The sequence below is a fragment of the Leptospira semungkisensis genome, from assembly GCF_004770055.1.
Classification (GTDB): Bacteria; Spirochaetota; Leptospiria; order Leptospirales; family Leptospiraceae; genus Leptospira_B; species Leptospira_B semungkisensis.
Map to the genome: position 1 here is coordinate 99,773 of NZ_RQEP01000012.1, position 18,320 is coordinate 118,092.

Sequence of the window (18,320 nt, forward strand, 5' to 3'; positions counted from 1 at the left end):
AAATAGGATCAATCTTCTCCTTTCCGAGGGTCTCAATTCCGGAACTCTTTCGTGAGTTAGGATTCTACAGGAAAAAAAGTCAGATAAACAGAGCGATCGATATGGAAGCGTTCGCAAACAATACCCGAAAGATCGGAAGCAGGAGTTCATGAACAAAATCAATATTCCCGCCGGACAAATTATTTTCAGAGAAGGTGAGATGAATAATTCCATGTACATTATTACCTCCGGCACTGTTGAAATATTTTTTACTCATAAAAATTCGGCCACTCGCTTGGCTTTGATGAAGAAAGGCGATTTTTTTGGGGAGATGGCTCTGTTTCGTGCGAAGCCAAGGACCGCCACAGCTAGAGCGATCATAGACACAGAAATGGTGCCTGTGGAATCAAAGCAGCAACTAGAGAGATATCTAATCGCGAATCCTGAATTTGCTGCTAAGATGGTGCGAATACTTGCGGATCGCTTGGCGAATACGAATGAGCTTTTGATCTCGAAATTGAATGAGATCACTACGAAAGAGATCGAGTACCAGATAGATGATAAATAGGTGCTTCTGCACCTATTCGTAAACGATTCTGTCTTTTCCTAATGATTTAGCTTCGTACAATCTTGCATCCGAGATGGAGTAGAGCCTGCTACTTTCTTCTCCATCTTTAGGGTATTCGGAAACCCCGCCTGAGACTGTGACTTCTATCCCGAAATCGTTCTTTGAGGAATTTCTTAAATAAGTCCTGAATCTTTCTATGGCGACTCTTGCGTTTGCTTTGGAGGTCTCAGGGAGAATGACAGTGAACTCTTCTCCTCCTACTCGGCAGCTAATGTCTTCGGTACGGAAGGCATACATGAGAGTTCCTGCTACAAGCTTCAGTATATCATCACCGAAAGAATGTCCCTTGGTATCGTTGATCTTCTTGAAATTGTCTAGATCAAACAGAAATAAGCAGAAGTCACGCTGGTATCTTTTGCTTCTGGTGATCTCTTTGTTCAATACTAGATTGAAATATCTTCTGTTATAGATCCCTGTTCCTTCGTCTATGACTGCGTTCAGGATGATCTCTTCGAAAGAATAGATATCCACGATTTTCGGGTTTTCGATGAGTCGATTCTTTAGATAAATATAATCTAACAAGGCAACTACGAAGTTCATACTTCGTCCGAGTTGCTTGCTGATCCCCTCAGCATGAGAATAGACTTCTTTCCAGAGAGATCTGGCTTCTGATTCTGGGAGGTCTAAATTTGCTATGATACGGAAGAAGTCGGAGTAGAAATAATCGTCCTTCTTTCCCATCTCCTCGAATTTGGTAGCTAGGCTCGGAAGGGGAGCTTGTCTGTCGTTTACGATCTCTAAGATTGCAGTCTTTCTTTCGGAGTTGAGCTGACCGAGTCCTTTGAAACGGTCCCTCATCTCTATGAGTTCGTTCCTGGCCAAATTAGCTGTGGTTTCGTGGGCGTTAAGAGTTTGCTCCGCTGCGAGAAGCTCTACTTCGCCTAGCTTGGAGACTCTTTCGTACAGCTCCAGAAGTTCTCTGAGTTTTTGGATCTCTTCTTCTCTTGATTTTAAAACTTCTTCCAAATTACTCATTCTCTTTCCGGATCGAAATATTACGGCAAGATTGCCGAACCTTGGTCTTTCTCTTTCGCAATGTATTTTACTGGTAAAATAATTCTTTTCCCGCCTTGTGGTAAACCAATTTAATGGATCACTCGGCGGTTTACTCCTATGTCCAACCATACTCCAAAGAAAAAAGTTATCATTACCGGAGCTAGTTCCGGAATTGGCAGAGAATTAGCGCTATTATATGGCAAAGCGGGGCATGATGTGGCATTGACCGCTCGCCGCAAAAAAGTTTTGGAAGATATAGCCAAACAGATCAAGGGTTTTAACGCAGGCGGGAAGGTTCTGACCGCAAGCCTAGACGTTTCCGAAACCGATGATAATTTTAAGGTACTTCCCAAGTTAGCAAAGGATTTGGGAGGAGTGGATTTGTTTATCGCGAATGCTGGGATCTCTACTAGCTCTTCTTTCGGTGTGAAGAGTTTTGAGGCGGACAAGAAGGTGATCGATACGAATGTTCTGGGCCTAATGGCAGGAGTCTCCGCTCTACAAAGTATTCTTCGTTCTCAGAAGAAGGGGCAGATCGTAGGGATTTCCTCTGTAGCTTCTTTCAGAGGGCTTCCCGGTTCAGCAAGTTATTCGACTTCTAAGGCTGCGGTCTCCACCTACTTGGAAGCTTTAAGAGGAGAGGTAAGAAAATTCGGGATCAAGGTTACAGTGATCCATCCGGGATTCATTGATACGCCTATCAATCAAAAGCTGGATTCTCGTCCTTTTCTTGTTTCCGTAGAAAAGGGAGGCAAAAAAATTTACGATAGGATCGAATCCGGCGTAAGGTCTGCGACCGTTCCTTGGTTTCCATGGGCGATTGTAGGAGTTTTGATGAGATCGATCCCGGAGTTCTTATGGGAGAAAATCGAAGCTAAATAGTTTCTTTTTCGTCATGGTGGATTCTCCAGAGTCTCAGCTTAGATGTAAGGTATTGTTTGTTTGCCTGGGAAATATTTGCAGGTCCCCGGCTGCAGAGGGTGCGTTTACTGATCTGATCCAGAAGAGAGGGTTCTCTCATCTCTTTGAGGTGGATTCCTGCGGCACGTCACGCTATCATATAGGTGAACTCGCGGATTCAAGAACGAGACAAACTGCGCGCAAGAAAGGAATAGAACTGGTTCACAAGGCCAGACAATTTAAAAAATCCGATTTCGAAAATTTTGATTATATCCTCGCCATGGATAGATCCAACCAAAAGGATCTGATTGCATTGGCTTCCGGCGATGAAGAAAGAAAAAAAGTCCATTTGTTTAGAAAGTTCCAAAAAGGTCCGGGCAAGGATTCAGATGTTCCGGATCCGTATTACGGGACCATGAAGGATTTTGAAGAGGTCCACCAAATTGTTTCGGATGCTTCGGAAGGGTTTCTGGAGTTTGTTTTGAATAAGAATGGAGTAAAGAATGCCTAAGGCTTTAGAAAAAAAGAAAATCGTAGTGATCGGTGTCGGATTCGGGGGACTGCAAGCGATCAAGAAGCTTTCCAAAGATGATAACCTTGAGATCATAGCCATCGATAAGAAAAATCACCATTTGTTCCAGCCATTATTATACCAAGTTGCCACAGCCGTTTTAAGTCCTGCGGATATCGCGATCCCAACCCGCTCTCTCATTGGAGACAAAAAGAATGTCACAGTGTATTTGGGAGAAGTGGAGAAGATAGACATCCAAGCAAAGAAGGTCTATTTTCAAAACCATGCAGAAGATTATGATTATCTAATATTAGCAGCGGGCGCAAAAAGCGGCTATTTCGGAAATGATCATTGGAAGAAGCATTCCATCGGATTAAAATCCCTTAGAGACGCACTTTCTATTCGCACTAAGATACTTACCTCTTTCGAGCAGGCGGAACTCGCCGGAGATCCTGAGGAAACCAAAAGGCTTTTGAATTATGTGATTATCGGAGGGGGACCTACGGGAGTGGAGCTTGCCGGTTCGATAGCGGAGCTTTCTCATGAGATCGTGAGAAACGAATTCCATACGATTGATCCCGCTTTGGCAAAGATCACATTGATCGAAGCTTCTCCTAGATTGCTTGCTACTTTCGCTCCTAAGTTAGGCGACTTCGCAAAGAAGCGTCTCGAAAAAAGAGGAGTAGAAGTCTTAACCGGTACCAAGGTGCTGAGTATAGACGACGAAGGAGTGGAGATAGAAGGAAGAAGGATCCCTTCTGCCACGATTATCTGGGCTGCGGGTGTGCAGGCAAATTCCATAGGCGCTTCTCTTGGAACTCCTTTAGATAGAGGGGGAAGGGTAATCGTAGATGAATATTGTAATATAGAAGGTCATCCGGAAGTATTCGTAATCGGAGACATCGCTAGTTACTCCAAGGGATTGGAAAGACCTCTTCCGGGAGTTTCTCCTGTGGCTATGCAACAGGGGAGATATGTTGCCTCTATCATTCGCGGAGATGAAAGATCCAAGAAAAGAAAACCTTTTCATTATATAGATAAGGGAAGTATGGCGACTATCGGTAGACAGGATGCTGTCGCTCAAGTCGGTAATTTTAAAATGAAGGGCTTCTTTGGTTGGCTCGCTTGGTTGTTCGTGCATATATTCTACCAAGTCGGTTTCAAGAATAAGATCTCCATCTTCATTACTTGGGTTTGGGCCTATATGGCATTTCGCGCCGAGGCTCGTCTGATCCAGGACGAGGTGGAAGCGAAACAGGATGTTTCTGTCACAAATTGAACCTCGAAAAAGCCTTGAAGCGGACTCGAGTGCGATAAGATTTAGTTAGATGCGCGCGGATACCTGGGTAGGTAAGACCATCGTTGTCACGGGAGGCTCTTCCGGAATCGGAGCCTCTCTTCTGGACCTATTGTCTCAGATTCCTTGTAAGATCATTAATCTTTCCCGCACTGAGCCTGAGCTGATCCAAAAGATCTCTAAGGGCAAGGAGAAGAGAGCGGCGAGCCTATCTCATATCTCCGTGGACCTTTCTTCGGAGAAGGAGATCAATAAGGCAGTTGCAAAGCTAGCCAAGCTGACCGATGGCATTGACGTTCTATTCAATAATGCCGGTGTTACCGCTCATTCTAGATTCGATCAGACCCAAATAGAGGCCTTTCGCAAGGCATTCGATATTAATTTCTTCGGTCCTGTGTTCTTGACCATGCGTCTTCTTCCCTATTTGAAAAAGAATAAGGGAGCAGTCATGGTTACTTCTACAGTGAGCGGACTGTACGGGATCCCTGCGAGAAGTGCTTACTCTTCTTCCAAGTCTGCTCTGCATGCAGTCATGGAATCTGCTCGTATCGAGCTATCCGAAGAAGGCCTGCGCTTTATCATCTTCTGTCCTCCTTATACTAAAACGAATCTAAGAGCGAACGGAATCGATGGGGATGGCAAGAAATTAGGCGAATCCCATTATTCAGGCAAAAGTAAATCTCCTATAGAAGTTGCAAAAAAGATGATAGAGGCGATAGAAGATCCGAACGCGAGATTGGTAGTCATGGACAAAAGCGGTTGGTTCTTGAAATGGATGAGGAATATTTCTCCTTCTTTCTTAGAAAAGGTACTGTACAAAAAACTTTATAAGGACTTTCATTAATTTGAAACTCGGGGCTATGGAAACAAGAAGCATTATTAAGGAATTCAAATATGCGTTTCCTTTGGAAAAAGTTTGGAGCGCTGTGACGGTTAACGAGGAATTGATCCACTGGCTCGCTGATAAGGTGACTGGCCGTCCTAAGATCGGCGGAAACTTTTCCTGGACCTGGAATTTGGGTCCTGAAGGAGAACTCACTTCTACCGGGGTCTACAAGAAGATCGTTCCATTCGAAGAATTGATCTTACAATGGCAGGATCATCCCGCAGGTGATATAGAATTAAAACTTGAATTCGAGAAAGACGGAGAAGAAGGCACTCTTCTTAGATTGACGAACTCAGGCTATCCCCTCGGAGACAAATATGATTTCTGGATAGAGGCAGCCTCCGAAGGTTGGGACGAAGAGAGTATGCATCTTCTCCAATACCTAATGAAAAATTGAGATCCCAAACCGACTAAATACATCTTCTAGTTTTTCTCTTGAACTCTTGGGTCTCTAAAAAAAGATGGCATTAGAGCCCTGTTCCAAAGGGTTCGCGCGGTCTCTCCGCGAAGCAAGAGGTACACCCTTCCTCAGCGGAGTAGATTCGTTAGGACTGCTCTTTCAAGGTGGTAATGATAGTGGAATTTCCAGAACTAGATCCGTACTTCCAAAGTCTCACGGATATCACAGATACAATTTCGATCTTAAACTCTCCGTATGAATCCGATTTCGACGCAGACATTTCCAAGATGGAAGATTTTTGGAGGGATGTCCAGGCTATGGGTTGGCTCTCCACTGACAAAGAATACTTCAACCTATTTACCAGTCATTTTTCCTTTCATATCAAGATCGTAGAAGAGATCGTCAGAGAAGCAAGAGAGATCTTGGACCCGGAACGCAGAGCGTATGTGAAGCGTTTAGTGTCTTATTGCAAGAGCACTGAAGAGTGGTTGGCGGATCTTCAAAAACGCCGTAGAGCCACAGAAACTCTCGCTACCGCTTAAGATATATTCTATTGACATCCCCGGTTATGCCGGGGAGTTTTGAGTTCGTGTCGAATATCGAACCTAATCCTGAAGAAAAATTAAACTTCTTCACCAAGCCTTTTCTTTTCTATCCAGTTCTTCTTTTTCTATTCGTTTTCGCTTTCGATAAGATCTTCTTTTTGGATAAGGTCCGAGACTATGTTAAGGTAGAGTTGACTTACATTTATTATGATGTAAAGCAAGAGCTCCTAAAAGAGATGATCTCTAAGTTCGGCAAGAATTCGCCGAATAAATCGGACAAGAAACTGGTCCTTTTGATGGGATCGTCTAGAATGCTATATTTCAAGAATCAAGAGATCTTGGATTTCTACCCGGATTGGGAAGTTTACAATCTTTCTTCGGCAGTAACGACTCCCGCGTATTACCTGTATTTTTTAGAGAGATTATTTGAAGCAGGGGTCAAGCCTGATTATTTGGTTCTAGAGGCGGATCCTTTTCAGTTCAACGCGAACAGTACTACATTCAAAAAATCGAATTTAGCGAACAGTTTTGATGTTCGCTTTATCCTTACTCATGCTTGGAATCTGGGAAAGGAAAATGTGAACTATTATCTTGCGAACTTCTTCTTTGGTGTAAGCAAGAATAAGCCATATTTAGAGAATGTGTATGCTCATCTTACCAATAAGAAATTCGAGCAGGCGGATCTGATCAAACAACTCACCGTCGATTCTTTGCATAAGGATAAGGGGAACGCCCTTTCTCCCGCCGGTGGCTTTACTGAAAAAGATTACGGCAAGTTAGAAGCCAGTTCGATTCGGACCATAGGCTGGATCTATCCTAAATATTCTCCTTCTGAAATGCAATTTTCCTTTTATGAGGATATATTGGAAGAAGTGAAGTCCAGAGGAATCCCCACCTTGGTCGTAAGACCGGAGGTTTCTCTTCCTCTCGAAAATCTACTGAAAGAGCTGAACATTCCCGCGCCTTGGTGGGAAAGGATACGTCCGATCAACTCTAAGTTCGGCATTCCTCTCATCGATATGGCAGAAGCGAATGACTACGATTGTAACACATTCGCGGATAGCGGTCACATGGCTGTGGACTGCTACCGTCCTTTCTTGAGATTCCTTAGGATCCGGTTTCCAGGTAACTGATTTCGTTTCTCCTTCTTCCCTTTCTTCCGGGAAAGGAGGTTGACGAGTACGCTCGTTCGGCTTAGCTTTGTTGAGTTAGATTTACTCGGACGGCGACGTATGAAAAAAATTTTATCCCTGACGGTTTCAATTTCTTTGCTAGCAAGTTGTTCTTCTATTAATATAGGAGAAAATAAAGGTAAGGATGCTGAGTTCCAAATTTTAGATCCGAATCTTAGGGTCGAAAAGTTCAAAGAAACTTTTAATATCAAAGCGGAAGGTCCTGTGACTCTGGATTGTTCCGGTAAACCTTGTACTCCGGATCAGGTCAGTGCCTTGACCCCGGATCAAATTAAGAAATTTAAACGCAATGGCGAATGGAAAGAATATGTTGAGAAGGAAGGGACTGGTCCCGACAAAAAGAAATTCTCCGTTCTAGTCCGTGTGGGAACTTATAAAGACGATAAGAGAGACGGCATCTGGAAAACCTTATTCGAGACAGGCGAAACTCTGAGAGAGACTCCTTATGTTGCCGGAGTGAAGGAAGGCGAGGACAAGAAACTCACCAAAGACGGCACTCAAACCGAAAGCACTATCTATAAAGCGGATAAGAAGAACGGTCCATATTGGGCTAAAACCGATAAAGGTGTCTTAACGGAAGAAGGGACTTATACCGACGACAAGAAGACCGGAACTTGGAAGGAATACTATAACGAGGACGGAGCTAAGAAAACCGTCGGAGATTATAGAGATGGCAAGAAGAACGGAAAAGAATCCAATTATTATAAAGATGGAACCACTCTTTCTTCGGAAGGATCGTATGGGGATGACCTAAAAGTAGGATACTGGAAGAACTATTACGATAACGGTGGAGTGTCTTCGGAAGGCGGCTATACTCCTAAGGGAACTGGAGATGATAAAAAATCACTTCGTTCAGGTGCCTGGAAGGAATATTATAAAAACGGAAAGGTATTCGCCGAAGGACAAAGAGATCACACTCGCAAAGGGGACTGGAAGTTCTACTGGAGCAGCGGAAATCCTGCTTATAAGGGTGCGATGATGAACGAAATGATGATGAGCTCCGCAGAAGTGTATGATAAAGACGGGCAGTTGATCGGCAAGGGCAAGCTTTTATTCGACCTTCTCTTGATGGATGATAAGACTGATGAACTGAAAGCAAAGTTCAAGCCTGATCTTCCGTTTACTTATTATAAAAACGGAAAGAAGACTTTTGAGATCCAAAGTGAGACCACCGCGATAGAGTATGACGAGTCCGGAGCGAAGATCGGACAAGGACCGGTTATGCCTGGAACCAATGCAAAGAACGATTGCTGGACTACCTCTCAGGGCAAGAAGTACTACGTGAATGGAAAAGAGAACGCCAAGATGGGCGAATTGCAGGGTTGCAAATAATCTAAAACACAATCAGCGCTCTTCCGGTCTATTGGCCTGAAGAGCGTTCTAAAGGAAGCTCCTAATTTTGCAGAAAATCATTACGAATAACGATTACAAAAAAATTGGCTTGGGGTTTCTGATCGCTGCCCCTTTGTTCTTTCTCTTGGGATATTTCATGCGGGGATGTGGCTCCGTAGACAGGCAGGCAAAAGTCACTTACAGCGGTTCTTTTACAGAAGGGACTCTGATTTCCATAGATGCAAAAAACGTAATATTAAAGGATCCTGATTTTTCCATTCCTCTGGAAACTGTTGAGAAAATAGAATTTTTAGAGGATGCCCAGAGTCTAAATTCCAGCCAAGTCCCTTTGTCGGATTCAGAAAAGTCCTTTGTGGGAACTTATAAATTGCAGGTGGGAATCCACAAAGGAGTCCTGAGCATCTTTCCTAGAAAGACTGGAGGGATTGGTGCGAGCCTTCGCTTCACGAATTGGGGAAAGGGCACGAACGAATATCTGTCAGGGATCAAAGTCACAGGCAAGAGCATTCGGTTCATTCGTTCTTGCAGCGGCGCGAAATGTTCAGAGATAGGCAGTAGTACTCCATTTACTCAGACCTATACAGGTGATCTGGATGGAAAGAAGATCCAGGGCGCCTACCAGGGAAGCAATAGCTCCGGGCGTTGGATCGCGGAACGTTAGTTTATACCAAGGAATTTTATGGAATCGGCTACGAGTAAGCAAGGGATTCTTCCATTAGCAGAATCTGATATTCAATTTGCAAAAAATACTCTGGATAGGATCCGCCAGGAACTTACCGGAGAGATCACCGGACAAGAGACAGTGGTCAAGAATCTGCTTATCTCTCTTGCTTGCCAGGGCCATGTTCTTTTGGAAGGGATGCCTGGTCTTGCAAAGACTCTTCTTGCGAAATCGGTGTCTTCTGCACTTGCTTTGGATTTCAAGAGAGTGCAATTTACTCCGGACCTTCTTCCTGCCGACCTGATCGGAACTGTGGTATTCAATCCAAAGAACGGAGAATTCAATACTCGCAAGGGACCTATATTCACCGGAGTCTTACTTGCTGATGAGATTAACCGTGCTCCTGCCAAAGTACAATCCGCATTATTGGAATGTATGGAAGAAAGAACCGTGACTATAGGAGATCATACCTTTCCATTGGAGAGGCCTTTCTTGGTCTTGGCGACGGAAAACCCCATCGATCAGGACGGGACCTATCCATTGCCGGAAGCACAGATGGATCGCTTCTTCATGAAGGTGCTCGTGGAGTATCCTGATATGAACGAGGAGCTTGCTATTCTGGAGCAACACGGTAAGCTCGCTTCTTCTCCTAAACGCATTCAAAAAACTGCAAGTGCTCAGGACATATTGAAGATCTCCAGCTTAGTGGATCGTGTTCATGTGGAGCCTAAGTTAAAGAGCTATATAGTTCGCTTGGTCCGAAATACTCGTCCTGAAGAAAAAACTGTGCCAGAACTTCTTCCTTATGTGAGACATGGGGCTTCTCCCCGTGCGAGTTTAAGTCTTCTCAAGGCGTCTAAGGCAAGAGCTCTTTGGGAAGGAAGAGATTACGTTGCTCCGGAGGATGTGAAGGCTGTCCTGCCTGAGATCCTGAGACATAGGATCCTACTTACATTCGAAGCTATTTCCGAAGATGTGGGAATAGAATCAGTTATCCGCATCGTCTCCGACGCGACCCAAGTGCTATAAGTTTTCGGAAGCGACACATGCTTCGCAAAGAATATCAAAATCTGATCCAACTTTTAGATTTCAAAGAGAAAGGATTCTCTTTGCGAAATCGACAAGGAACTGCTGCAAGCTCCAGAAAGGGGAGGGGAGTGGACTTCAAAGATGTCCGTCCTTATGCAGTGGGAGATGATACTAGATTGATCGACTGGAACGTTACCTCTCGCTTCGGAGAATTGCATGTGAGAGAGTTTAACGAGGAGAAAGAGAGATTAGGAGTATTCTTCTTAGACGTTTCAGAGTCCATGGACTGGAGTAGTTCAGAATGGACTAAGGCAGAGAATGCGTTTCAAGTACTTGCATTACTCACTCTTATCTATGTTAGAAGGGGAAATTTAGCGAAGATACTTCTCTATTCGGATAAGTTAGAATGGGAAACAGGATATCTGCGAAGCGTAGAAGAAGCCTTACCTTGCTTAGAGAAAGTGCGTTTGTATTCCCATCAAAAAAGAAGAACGGATCCTAAGCTTCCATTCACTCTTTTGAAAAACAGGATCAGAAGATATACGGATTCCTATGTGCTTTCCGATTTTCAGGGATCTACATCTCTTCGAAAATTAACCGGATTAAGAAAATTTCATACTTTGCATGCAATCCGATTTGTAGACGCATTAGAAAACTCTTCTGAAAGAAATATGCTTTCTTACTTTTTAGGGAAAGATCCGGAAGTGGGAACTCTTTCTCGCGGAAAGCAGGTAGACGTCAAAAAAAATCTAGAAGTACTATTCAAGTCCAGGTATTTGGAATTAGAAGGAAGAGATACAGATCCTACGAAACTTCTGAATTATTGGAGAAATTTAGGATGATTGTAGGAGCTCCTACAAGCAAGCGCTCCGAAGAAGCGTCACTCTTTGGATGCTTTAAGCGACACGGAAGGCTTAAAAAAAATTTATCCGTCCTTGACTGCATGCGATCTTTCGGATTAAGAAAGATAGCTATCGTACTCTCTCTTATTTTGTCTTCTTCTCCTCTGTTTGCTTTGAAAGAGGCTTGGAGCCCGGATCATGTGAGCATAGGACAGAGAGCGGAATATGTTTTGGAATTTCAAGAAGGAGAGATTATATCTCCCGATTTTCCCTTGAAGGGAATTCATTCCGATCCTGATTCTCCTGATCTCCCACTTCTAGAAGTGATTTCTGTAAATGTAGAAAAGAATAAGATTAAACTAATCGTAATCTATTACGCGACGGGAAAATTCACTCTTCCTGTGGTCTGGAAAGATGCAAACTCAAAAGAATATAGGTCCAAAATGATTCTTACGGTTCTTTCTTCCTTGAGTGAAAAAGATCAAATGCCGGAAGATATCTTGCCTCCTCTAGAATTTTCCGGGCCGTACGGTTGGAAATTGGCTGCCTTGTTCGCTGCGCTTGCTTCTATCCTGCTTGGAGTTCTCTATGCCTGGTACTTGCACCAAACAAAAGCGCATCGTCCGGTGGATGCCTTACTGCAAACGGACCCTTGGATTCATAGAATTCTAATTTACGAAAATGGATTGGATGAACTCATCAATTCTCCTCCCATCAATACTCGCGAATTTTATAGGACGCTTTCCGGATATATACGAGAGAATATGGCGAGGAAATTGAATACTTCCTTTGCGCATCTTACCGAGGCAGAATTATTTTCCAAAATCTATGATTCGTTTCCGATCGATGGGGAAGAGGCTCGCACTTGGGAGAATCTATTGCGCAAGTCCCAATATTCCGGTGATGATATAAACATTTCTCGCGAAGATGCGGTGCAGGCCTGGGATTATTGGAAGGAGGTTCTCTCCGAATGAATGAATGGGAGGCTCCTCTCTATCTTCTTCTATTGGTTCCGATTTGGATCTGGACCTTGTATTCTTATTGGAAGAAGGATCCAGCGCTCAGTTTGCAACTTAGGATCCCTGGAGAAAAGCCATCTGGGGCAGGAGCTGTTCTGGAATGGTCCTCACGTTATTTTCCTTTGCTTCGACCTATTGCACTAAGTCTGTTCGTAATCGCCTTGGCTGGCCCAGGAAAGAAATACAGATTTTTGCCGGACGAAACCCAAGGAGTGGATATCATGCTCGCCTTGGATGTGTCCGGCTCTATGTCGAAGAGTAGAGACTTCTTGCCGGAAACACGTCTAGGGATCTCTAAGAAACTACTGAAAGAGTTTATTAGAAAAAGAGAAACGGATCGGATTGGTCTAGTTGTATTCGCTGGAGGAGCATATCTGCAATCTCCTTTGACTAGTGACCGAGCTACTCTCGAAGAGATCTTAGGAATGGCAGAAGAAGAGACCGTGCCTGAACAAGGAACTGCAATCGGAGACGCAGTCATTCTTTCTTCTTATCGTTTGAGAAGATCTCCAGCAAGATCCAAGGTAATTGTACTCATCACGGATGGGGTCTCGAATACTGGTCGGATAGACCCAGTGACCGCAACAGAAATAGCGAAAGGAGTAGGGATCAAAATCTACTCCATAGGGATCGGAAAAGAAGATCAATCCTACGAAGTGAACTTTGATATTCTGGACGAGCTCTCCAAAAAAACAGGAGGAGTTTTCTATCGTGCAGAAGATGTAAGTCAGTTGAGAGAGGTGCTTGCATCGATTGACTCTTTGGAAAAGGATCTGTTGGCACTTCCTCCAGAAGAAGTAAGGGAAACACAGGCCTTGATCATTCTAGCTTATGCTTTGGCCTTGCTCGGTCTGGATCTATTCTTGAGAACTTGGCTCTTTAGGTACTATGTATGAGCGAAAAGTTTTTAGAATCTTTTTGGACTGCGTTAGTTCTCATTTTTGTAGGGTACGCATTCTTTAAGATTGCATTTTATTTCTTCTGGAATCGCTGGAAGAAACAATTTCCAGGTCTTTCTAGAGAAGCTAAGGTACCTTCTCTTTGGTTGGTGCTGATCAGAGTATTGATTTTAGGAATCGTATTCTATCTTTCTTATTCAGGATTCAAGAAGTCAGAAGGAACTCAATCCAAGGAAGAAGAAACCTTAAGAGGAGTGGACTTTCTATTTTTGGTGGATGTAAGCCTTTCCATGCAAGCGGTGGACATTACTCCTTCTCGTTTAGCTAGAATCAAGGAAACGATTTTAAGAATGTTGCCTGAGTTACCCGGCAATCGTTTCGGTATGATCGTATTTGCCGCTTCTCCTTTTGTGTATTGCCCAATGACATCCGATGCGAGAGCCTTTGCAGAGTATGTAAGAGGATTGGATGCGGACATAGTGGGCGATCGAGGTACCGATCTGAATGCTGCCTTCAAAAAGGCTGACGAAGTCTTAAATTCGAATCAGGTACTTAGGAACCGCATCCTCGTCTTGGCTACAGATGGAGAAGATATGGAATCTCCAAGTTTGTTCCGATTCCCTGCGGATGTTTGGGTCTGGTCTGTAGGATCTCCTACAGGAGGAGCAATCGCGTACACGGACGATGGCTCCCGGGTCTCCGGTTATTTAACTAGAGAAGGCTCCCTGGCCCCTTATGAAAATTCTCCTGGAGCGGTGATCTCCAAGGCAAACCCCTCTTTTTTAAGAGATTTGGCTCGTAGCAATGATGGTAAATTTCTGGATTTAGATTCGGAAAGTCCTAATCTAAAAGAAGTCCAAACATGGGTGGGCTCCATGGAGAAGAATACGAACCAAAGGATCCATAATCTAAGAAGGGCAGAGGGAGTCCAAAAATTCCTTTTGCCTATCGTGCTTCTCTTGCTATTCGATTTCTTTGTATTAGAGATCTGGGGAAAATATTCTCACAAATTTCGCAAGAAGTTAACCACTGCAGCATTGTTTCTTCTCATTCTCTCTTCTCCCAGATTATCTGCCGTCGAATTAGATCCAGGTGGGAACCGCGTGAAGGAAGGTAGGAACTCCTACGATGGAGGAGACTTCAAGGGCTCTCTGGAGAAGTATAAGGAAGCAGAGCAGTACTTTCCAGAAGATCCCAGATTGGATTTCAATCGTGGAGACTCCGAATATAAATCCGGAAACATAGACAGGGCAATTCGTCATTTCGAGAAAGGCACGGAAGCCAAGGACTTCAAGGTAAGAGCGATGTCCCATTATAATTTGGGAAACGCCTACATGAAGTTAGGCGATAGAAAAAAGGCAGCAGAACATTATCTTCGTTCCTTAAAAGAGTATCCTGGCATGGAGCCTGCTAAGAAAAATCTAGAATGGTTGCGTAAACTTCCTCCAAACGGTGGAGAAGGTTCCGGGAACAAAGATCAATCACAAGGCAAGAACGACTCGATCCAACCCGGGACAGGAGGAGAAGGGGATAACGAAGAAGGTTCAAAGAACAAGAATAAGTCCAAATCGGAAGCCGGAAAAGATCCTAAGAACAAAAATAAATCGAAGGCAGAGCAAGAGTTAGATCGGATCATGGAGTCCATGGATCTGGATAATGTAAAGAGAAGAAGTCCCGGCTCCAGAAATCGAGAGGTGTTCTGGTGAAACGTCATCTTCTTCTTTTCTTAATATGGATCGTAAGCGCGAGCTCTGTTTATGCATTGGATCCTAGATTTTATTTGAGCCAATCCAGAGCGGAGTTAGGAGATCCAGTATTCGCGATCATAGAAGCTGAAAGTGGTGCACAAATTCGTGTTATAGATAAAGAATTCCAGGCCAAAGGGATCAAAGCAGTCTATTGGGGAATGGAAGATAGCACCACCATAGTGAACTTCAAAACATTTCGTAAAAAACTCATGAAGTACAGGCTTATTGCTTCCGCACCTGGAAAGTATTCCGTACCTGAGATAGCGATCGAGATAGACGGAAAGAGATATGAATCAGGTTCTCTCACTGTCGAGTTCGGAGCAAGAAGCGCTGCAGCAAGAAATCCTGGGTCTTTCTGGAATCGATTCTTTACTACAGAAGATACTGCCGGGCCCGCAGATGGAGACCTGAAAGTAGTCTTTCAATTAGATAAGAAAGAAGTATGGGTAGGCCAACCCATCTTGGGATTCTTCGCACTATATTATAGAAATGCAATACGTCCTTATTTTGATCGAGACCCTTCTAGCTCGATAGAATTTCCGTATTTCAGGAGCGAAGTGCTTTCCGGGATCAGCCTCACCATTCCGAATTCAGTTGTATATGAGGGAATCGAATACGAGACTTCTCCTTATAATAAAGAAATCTTTATACTCACTCCTTTGAAGAAGGGAGAATATTCCTTGGGCTCTACTTCCTTTCATTTGGAAGGACAATTGCAGTCTTACTTTCATATGAGAAGTATCAAGACTGTAGGAAGCAAAGTGACAGTACAGGATCTTCCTTTGCCTTCTCCAAAGACATTCGCAGGGGCAGTCGGAAATTTCAGTATCAGCCTAGAAGAATTTCCTAAAAACATCCATGTGGACGAACCATTCCAGTTCAAGGTGGTGTTGAAAGGAAAAGGAAATCTTTCTTCCATCAGGGATCCGTTACGCTCTTCTTGCCCTTCTTCAGATTGTTATTCTGAAGTGACCTTTTTGCAGCTTCGTCCTCAAAGAGAGTTCAAGGAGTTAGGCCCGGGAGAATACGGTTTTCATCTAAGCAACTCCTATTCGTATTCCGTTCTACCTAAGAAAGAAGGAAGTTGGAAACCGAAGGATGTGCAATTCTCCTATTTCGATCCAAACTTAAAAAGATATTCTGAAATCACTGTGAGTTTTCCAAGTCTTGTTGTGGGACCTCCTCGGCCTAAGGCCAACAAGTCCGGAGTGGAGACGGAAAGAACGTACGGAATTTCTTTCTGGGGGAATTCTCTTTTAGGGATTTTAGGTTTGCTAGGGGCTCTATATATAGCGCAAGCATTTCGAAGAAGATACGAGATTGTCCGAAGTCTGAAACGACTTGACCTCTGGATCGGTTCCAAAAGAGGTTTTGTATTGAAACATTCAGCGATCACTAAGGGCTTATCGGAAGAAGAGGGAGCGGCGTTGGCCTCCTGCAAAGTGGAATCGATCCCTATATACGAGACGTATAGAAGTTTAGATCTAAATTCCCGCACCTCACTTCTTAGGATCGCACGCAAATTATTGGCGAATATAAAGGAAGAAGAATCCGCATGAGCGAAGAAGTAAAAGGAAGGATCTCCGTAGAGACGGAGAATATATTTCCGATCATTAAAAAATGGTTATATTCCGAAAAAGACATATTCCTAAGAGAATTGGTGTCGAATGCTTGCGACGCAATCGCTAAGCTCAAAAAGATCTCTTTAAGCGAGGAGTTCGAAGGCGGGACTGATTACAGGATCGATCTGAATTTCGATCAGAACGAGAGAATCCTCACTATCCAAGACAACGGGATAGGAATGAGCGAAGAAGAGGTCCATAAATATATCAACCAGATCGCATTCTCCGGTGCAGAGGAATTCGTAAAGAAATACCAAGGAGAAGGGGACAAGCCTGAGATTATCGGTCATTTCGGTCTTGGCTTCTATTCCTGCTTTATGGTTTCTTCTAAGGTTCGCATAGAGACCAAATCTTATCGAAAGGGAAGCCAGCCGGTAGTTTGGGAGAGTGAATCCGGTACGGAATTTACGATTAAGCCGGGAGAGACCACAGAGAGAGGAACAAAGATCTCTTTATTCTTGGACGGAGATTCCGGAGAATATTTGGACCCTTGGAAATTAAAGGAACTAGTTCGTAAATACTGTGATTTCCTTCCGGTTCCGATCTATGTGAAAGAGGAAAAGGCAAATAAGCAGACTCCTCTTTGGAGCGAGCAACCTTCTTCCGTTAAGAAGGAACAGTACGACGATTTTTATAAGTATTTATTTCCGTTTGCAGAGGACCCTCTCTTCCATGTTCATCTAAACGTTGATTATCCGTTTAAACTTCAGGGGATCCTATACTTCCCAAGATTGAAGCATGAGCTGGATGCGAATCGAATGGGGATCAAGCTCTATTGCAATCATGTATTCGTTTCTGACGAAGCAAAGGAGTTGGTTCCTCAGTTCTTAACGGTATTGCAAGGGACCTTGGATATTCCGGACCTTCCTCTAAACGTTTCTCGTTCTTATCTGCAAAACGATCCTTTGGTCAAAAAGATCTCTTCTCATATAGTAAAAAAGGTCTCCGACAAATTGCAGGAAGAGTTCAAAAGGGATCCGGATGAGTTTCGTAAGAATTGGGACGAGATCTCTCTATTCGTAAAATACGGACTCATGACGGATGAGAAATTCTACGAATCTGCAAAAGATCTGATCTTCTTCCGATCGTCTAACGGTGATTTGACGAAACTGGAAGATTATGTAGAGAGAAATAAGGAAAAGAACTTAGGCAAGATCTACTACGCAGGAGAAGCGGAGCTTTCTTCCGTATATATGGATTTGTTGAAATCCCAAGGCCTCGAAGCAGTGCTTGTGGATTCCAGAATTGATAGCCATTTCCTACAATTCTTAGAAGGGAAGAATGCCGACTGGAAATTCCAAAGAGTGGATTCCGAACTTGCAGACCAGGTCTTGGATAAGGAAGCTTCTCCCGATCTAGCGGATTCGGAAAACAAGACGATAGAAGATCGCTTGAAAGAGATCTTTTCCAAAGCAGTGGGAAGGGAAGGAGTGGAGATCAAGACCGAGGCCTTAAAGGCAGAGGATGTTCCTTCTGTTATCTTGCTTCCGGAACATTTGAGAAGGATCGCCGAAATGGGTCAGTTTTATGGTCAAAAATCTTCTGAATTACTGAAGACCCATACTCTTCTGATCAATCGCAAATCGAAACTAGTAAAGAATATACTTTCTTTGTCTAAGGGTTTGCATCCGGAGAAGGCTGAAAAACTGGCGAGGTCCGTATATGACTTGGCCTTATTAGGAGCAAAGCTTCTCAGCGAGGAAGAACTGAGTGCTATGGTCCGTAGACAAAGGGATTTGCTCGAACAGCTTTCCTCGGATTGATCGAAAAAAAAGAAGGGAAATCGGAGATCGTACCGATATTTTTACTGGT

Annotated in this window: 18 protein-coding genes; 17 read left to right on the forward strand and 1 reads right to left on the reverse strand. The window is 43.7% G+C overall.

The features are described from left to right. Positions 1-148: 148 nt before the first annotated feature. A complete protein-coding gene (locus tag EHO59_RS10065; protein WP_135587514.1) occupies positions 149-547 on the forward strand; it encodes a Crp/Fnr family transcriptional regulator in 399 nt (132 codons plus the stop codon). Positions 548-559: 12 nt separating this feature from the next. Here the strand turns inward: EHO59_RS10065 and EHO59_RS10070 are convergent, their stop codons facing one another. After that, positions 560-1,582 carry a GGDEF domain-containing protein gene (locus EHO59_RS10070; RefSeq protein ID WP_135587516.1) on the reverse strand — a complete coding sequence of 341 codons (1,023 nt, stop codon included), beginning with the start codon at positions 1,580-1,582 and terminating at the stop codon, positions 560-562. A gap of 138 nt (positions 1,583-1,720) precedes the next feature. Here EHO59_RS10070 and EHO59_RS10075 point away from each other — a divergent pair, with 138 nt between their 5' ends. The 16 genes from EHO59_RS10075 to htpG all read left to right on the forward strand — a co-directional run bounded on the left by EHO59_RS10075 (position 1,721) and on the right by htpG (position 18,271). Further along, a complete protein-coding gene (locus EHO59_RS10075; RefSeq protein WP_135587518.1) occupies positions 1,721-2,485 on the forward strand; it encodes an SDR family NAD(P)-dependent oxidoreductase in 765 nt (254 codons plus the stop codon). 13 nt (positions 2,486-2,498) lie between these two features. Next, complete coding sequence (locus EHO59_RS10080) at positions 2,499-3,014, forward strand: low molecular weight protein-tyrosine-phosphatase (protein ID WP_135587520.1); 516 nt, start codon at positions 2,499-2,501, stop codon at positions 3,012-3,014. Then, positions 3,007-4,293, forward strand: coding sequence for an NAD(P)/FAD-dependent oxidoreductase (locus tag EHO59_RS10085; protein ID WP_135587521.1), 1,287 nt, complete (start codon positions 3,007-3,009; stop codon positions 4,291-4,293). Before EHO59_RS10080 ends, EHO59_RS10085 begins: the two co-directional genes overlap by 8 nt. Before the next feature lie 49 nt (positions 4,294-4,342). Then, the gene (locus tag EHO59_RS10090) at positions 4,343-5,155 is read left to right on the forward strand and encodes an SDR family NAD(P)-dependent oxidoreductase (protein WP_135587523.1); all 813 of its coding nucleotides are present in this window, start codon (positions 4,343-4,345) and stop codon (positions 5,153-5,155) included. A 16-nt stretch (positions 5,156-5,171) separates the two neighbouring features. Then, positions 5,172-5,594, forward strand: a complete 423-nt coding sequence (locus EHO59_RS10095) for an SRPBCC family protein (RefSeq protein WP_135587525.1) — start codon at positions 5,172-5,174, stop codon at positions 5,592-5,594. 179 nt (positions 5,595-5,773) lie between these two features. Then, complete coding sequence (locus tag EHO59_RS10100; RefSeq protein WP_135587527.1) at positions 5,774-6,139, forward strand: PLU-1-like domain protein; 366 nt, start codon at positions 5,774-5,776, stop codon at positions 6,137-6,139. A gap of 47 nt (positions 6,140-6,186) precedes the next feature. Next, positions 6,187-7,275, forward strand: coding sequence for a DUF1574 domain-containing protein (locus EHO59_RS10105; protein WP_425460226.1), 1,089 nt, complete (start codon positions 6,187-6,189; stop codon positions 7,273-7,275). A gap of 99 nt (positions 7,276-7,374) precedes the next feature. Further along, positions 7,375-8,667 carry an LIC20035 family adhesin gene (locus EHO59_RS10110; RefSeq protein WP_135587529.1) on the forward strand — a complete coding sequence of 431 codons (1,293 nt, stop codon included), beginning with the start codon at positions 7,375-7,377 and terminating at the stop codon, positions 8,665-8,667. A gap of 64 nt (positions 8,668-8,731) precedes the next feature. Continuing rightward, complete coding sequence (locus tag EHO59_RS10115; RefSeq protein ID WP_167882104.1) at positions 8,732-9,349, forward strand: LIC20036 family protein; 618 nt, start codon at positions 8,732-8,734, stop codon at positions 9,347-9,349. A gap of 18 nt (positions 9,350-9,367) precedes the next feature. Beyond that, positions 9,368-10,378 carry an AAA family ATPase gene (locus tag EHO59_RS10120; RefSeq protein ID WP_135587533.1) on the forward strand — a complete coding sequence of 337 codons (1,011 nt, stop codon included), beginning with the start codon at positions 9,368-9,370 and terminating at the stop codon, positions 10,376-10,378. Between the two features lie 17 nt (positions 10,379-10,395). Further along, positions 10,396-11,220 (forward strand): DUF58 domain-containing protein, encoded by an 825-nt coding sequence (locus EHO59_RS10125; RefSeq protein ID WP_135587535.1) that lies wholly within the window; start codon positions 10,396-10,398, stop codon positions 11,218-11,220. A gap of 101 nt (positions 11,221-11,321) precedes the next feature. Then, positions 11,322-12,194 carry an LB_053 family protein gene (locus EHO59_RS10130; protein WP_246052823.1) on the forward strand — a complete coding sequence of 291 codons (873 nt, stop codon included), beginning with the start codon at positions 11,322-11,324 and terminating at the stop codon, positions 12,192-12,194. Then, positions 12,191-13,135: a VWA domain-containing protein BatA gene (gene batA / locus EHO59_RS10135; RefSeq protein ID WP_135587537.1), complete on the forward strand. Its 945-nt coding sequence runs from the start codon at positions 12,191-12,193 to the stop codon at positions 13,133-13,135. The genes EHO59_RS10130 and batA overlap by 4 nt, the downstream gene beginning before the upstream one ends. Continuing rightward, complete coding sequence (gene batB, locus EHO59_RS10140; protein WP_135587539.1) at positions 13,132-14,844, forward strand: VWA domain-containing protein BatB; 1,713 nt, start codon at positions 13,132-13,134, stop codon at positions 14,842-14,844. Before batA ends, batB begins: the two co-directional genes overlap by 4 nt. Continuing rightward, the gene (locus tag EHO59_RS10145) at positions 14,841-16,445 is read left to right on the forward strand and encodes a BatD family protein (protein ID WP_135587541.1); all 1,605 of its coding nucleotides are present in this window, start codon (positions 14,841-14,843) and stop codon (positions 16,443-16,445) included. The genes batB and EHO59_RS10145 overlap by 4 nt, the downstream gene beginning before the upstream one ends. After that, positions 16,442-18,271, forward strand: coding sequence for a molecular chaperone HtpG (gene htpG / locus EHO59_RS10150; RefSeq protein WP_135587543.1), 1,830 nt, complete (start codon positions 16,442-16,444; stop codon positions 18,269-18,271). The genes EHO59_RS10145 and htpG overlap by 4 nt, the downstream gene beginning before the upstream one ends. Positions 18,272-18,320: the final 49 nt, after the last annotated feature.

What these genes read in the sequence shown, in the direction of transcription:
- EHO59_RS10090 (WP_135587523.1), top strand. Translation starts at nt 4,343, where the DNA reads ATGCGCGCGGATACCTGGGTAGGTAAGACCATCGTTGTCACGGGAGGC.
- EHO59_RS10070 (WP_135587516.1), bottom strand. Translation starts at nt 1,582, where the DNA reads ATGAGTAATTTGGAAGAAGTTTTAAAATCAAGAGAAGAAGAGATCCAA.
- EHO59_RS10110 (WP_135587529.1), top strand. Translation starts at nt 7,375, where the DNA reads ATGAAAAAAATTTTATCCCTGACGGTTTCAATTTCTTTGCTAGCAAGT.
- batB (WP_135587539.1), top strand. Translation starts at nt 13,132, where the DNA reads ATGAGCGAAAAGTTTTTAGAATCTTTTTGGACTGCGTTAGTTCTCATT.
- EHO59_RS10085 (WP_135587521.1), top strand. Translation starts at nt 3,007, where the DNA reads ATGCCTAAGGCTTTAGAAAAAAAGAAAATCGTAGTGATCGGTGTCGGA.
- batA (WP_135587537.1), top strand. Translation starts at nt 12,191, where the DNA reads ATGAATGAATGGGAGGCTCCTCTCTATCTTCTTCTATTGGTTCCGATT.
- EHO59_RS10080 (WP_135587520.1), top strand. Translation starts at nt 2,499, where the DNA reads ATGGTGGATTCTCCAGAGTCTCAGCTTAGATGTAAGGTATTGTTTGTT.
- EHO59_RS10075 (WP_135587518.1), top strand. Translation starts at nt 1,721, where the DNA reads ATGTCCAACCATACTCCAAAGAAAAAAGTTATCATTACCGGAGCTAGT.
- EHO59_RS10120 (WP_135587533.1), top strand. Translation starts at nt 9,368, where the DNA reads ATGGAATCGGCTACGAGTAAGCAAGGGATTCTTCCATTAGCAGAATCT.
- EHO59_RS10125 (WP_135587535.1), top strand. Translation starts at nt 10,396, where the DNA reads ATGCTTCGCAAAGAATATCAAAATCTGATCCAACTTTTAGATTTCAAA.
- EHO59_RS10130 (WP_246052823.1), top strand. Translation starts at nt 11,322, where the DNA reads ATGCGATCTTTCGGATTAAGAAAGATAGCTATCGTACTCTCTCTTATT.
- EHO59_RS10065 (WP_135587514.1), top strand. Translation starts at nt 149, where the DNA reads ATGAACAAAATCAATATTCCCGCCGGACAAATTATTTTCAGAGAAGGT.
- htpG (WP_135587543.1), top strand. Translation starts at nt 16,442, where the DNA reads ATGAGCGAAGAAGTAAAAGGAAGGATCTCCGTAGAGACGGAGAATATA.
- EHO59_RS10095 (WP_135587525.1), top strand. Translation starts at nt 5,172, where the DNA reads ATGGAAACAAGAAGCATTATTAAGGAATTCAAATATGCGTTTCCTTTG.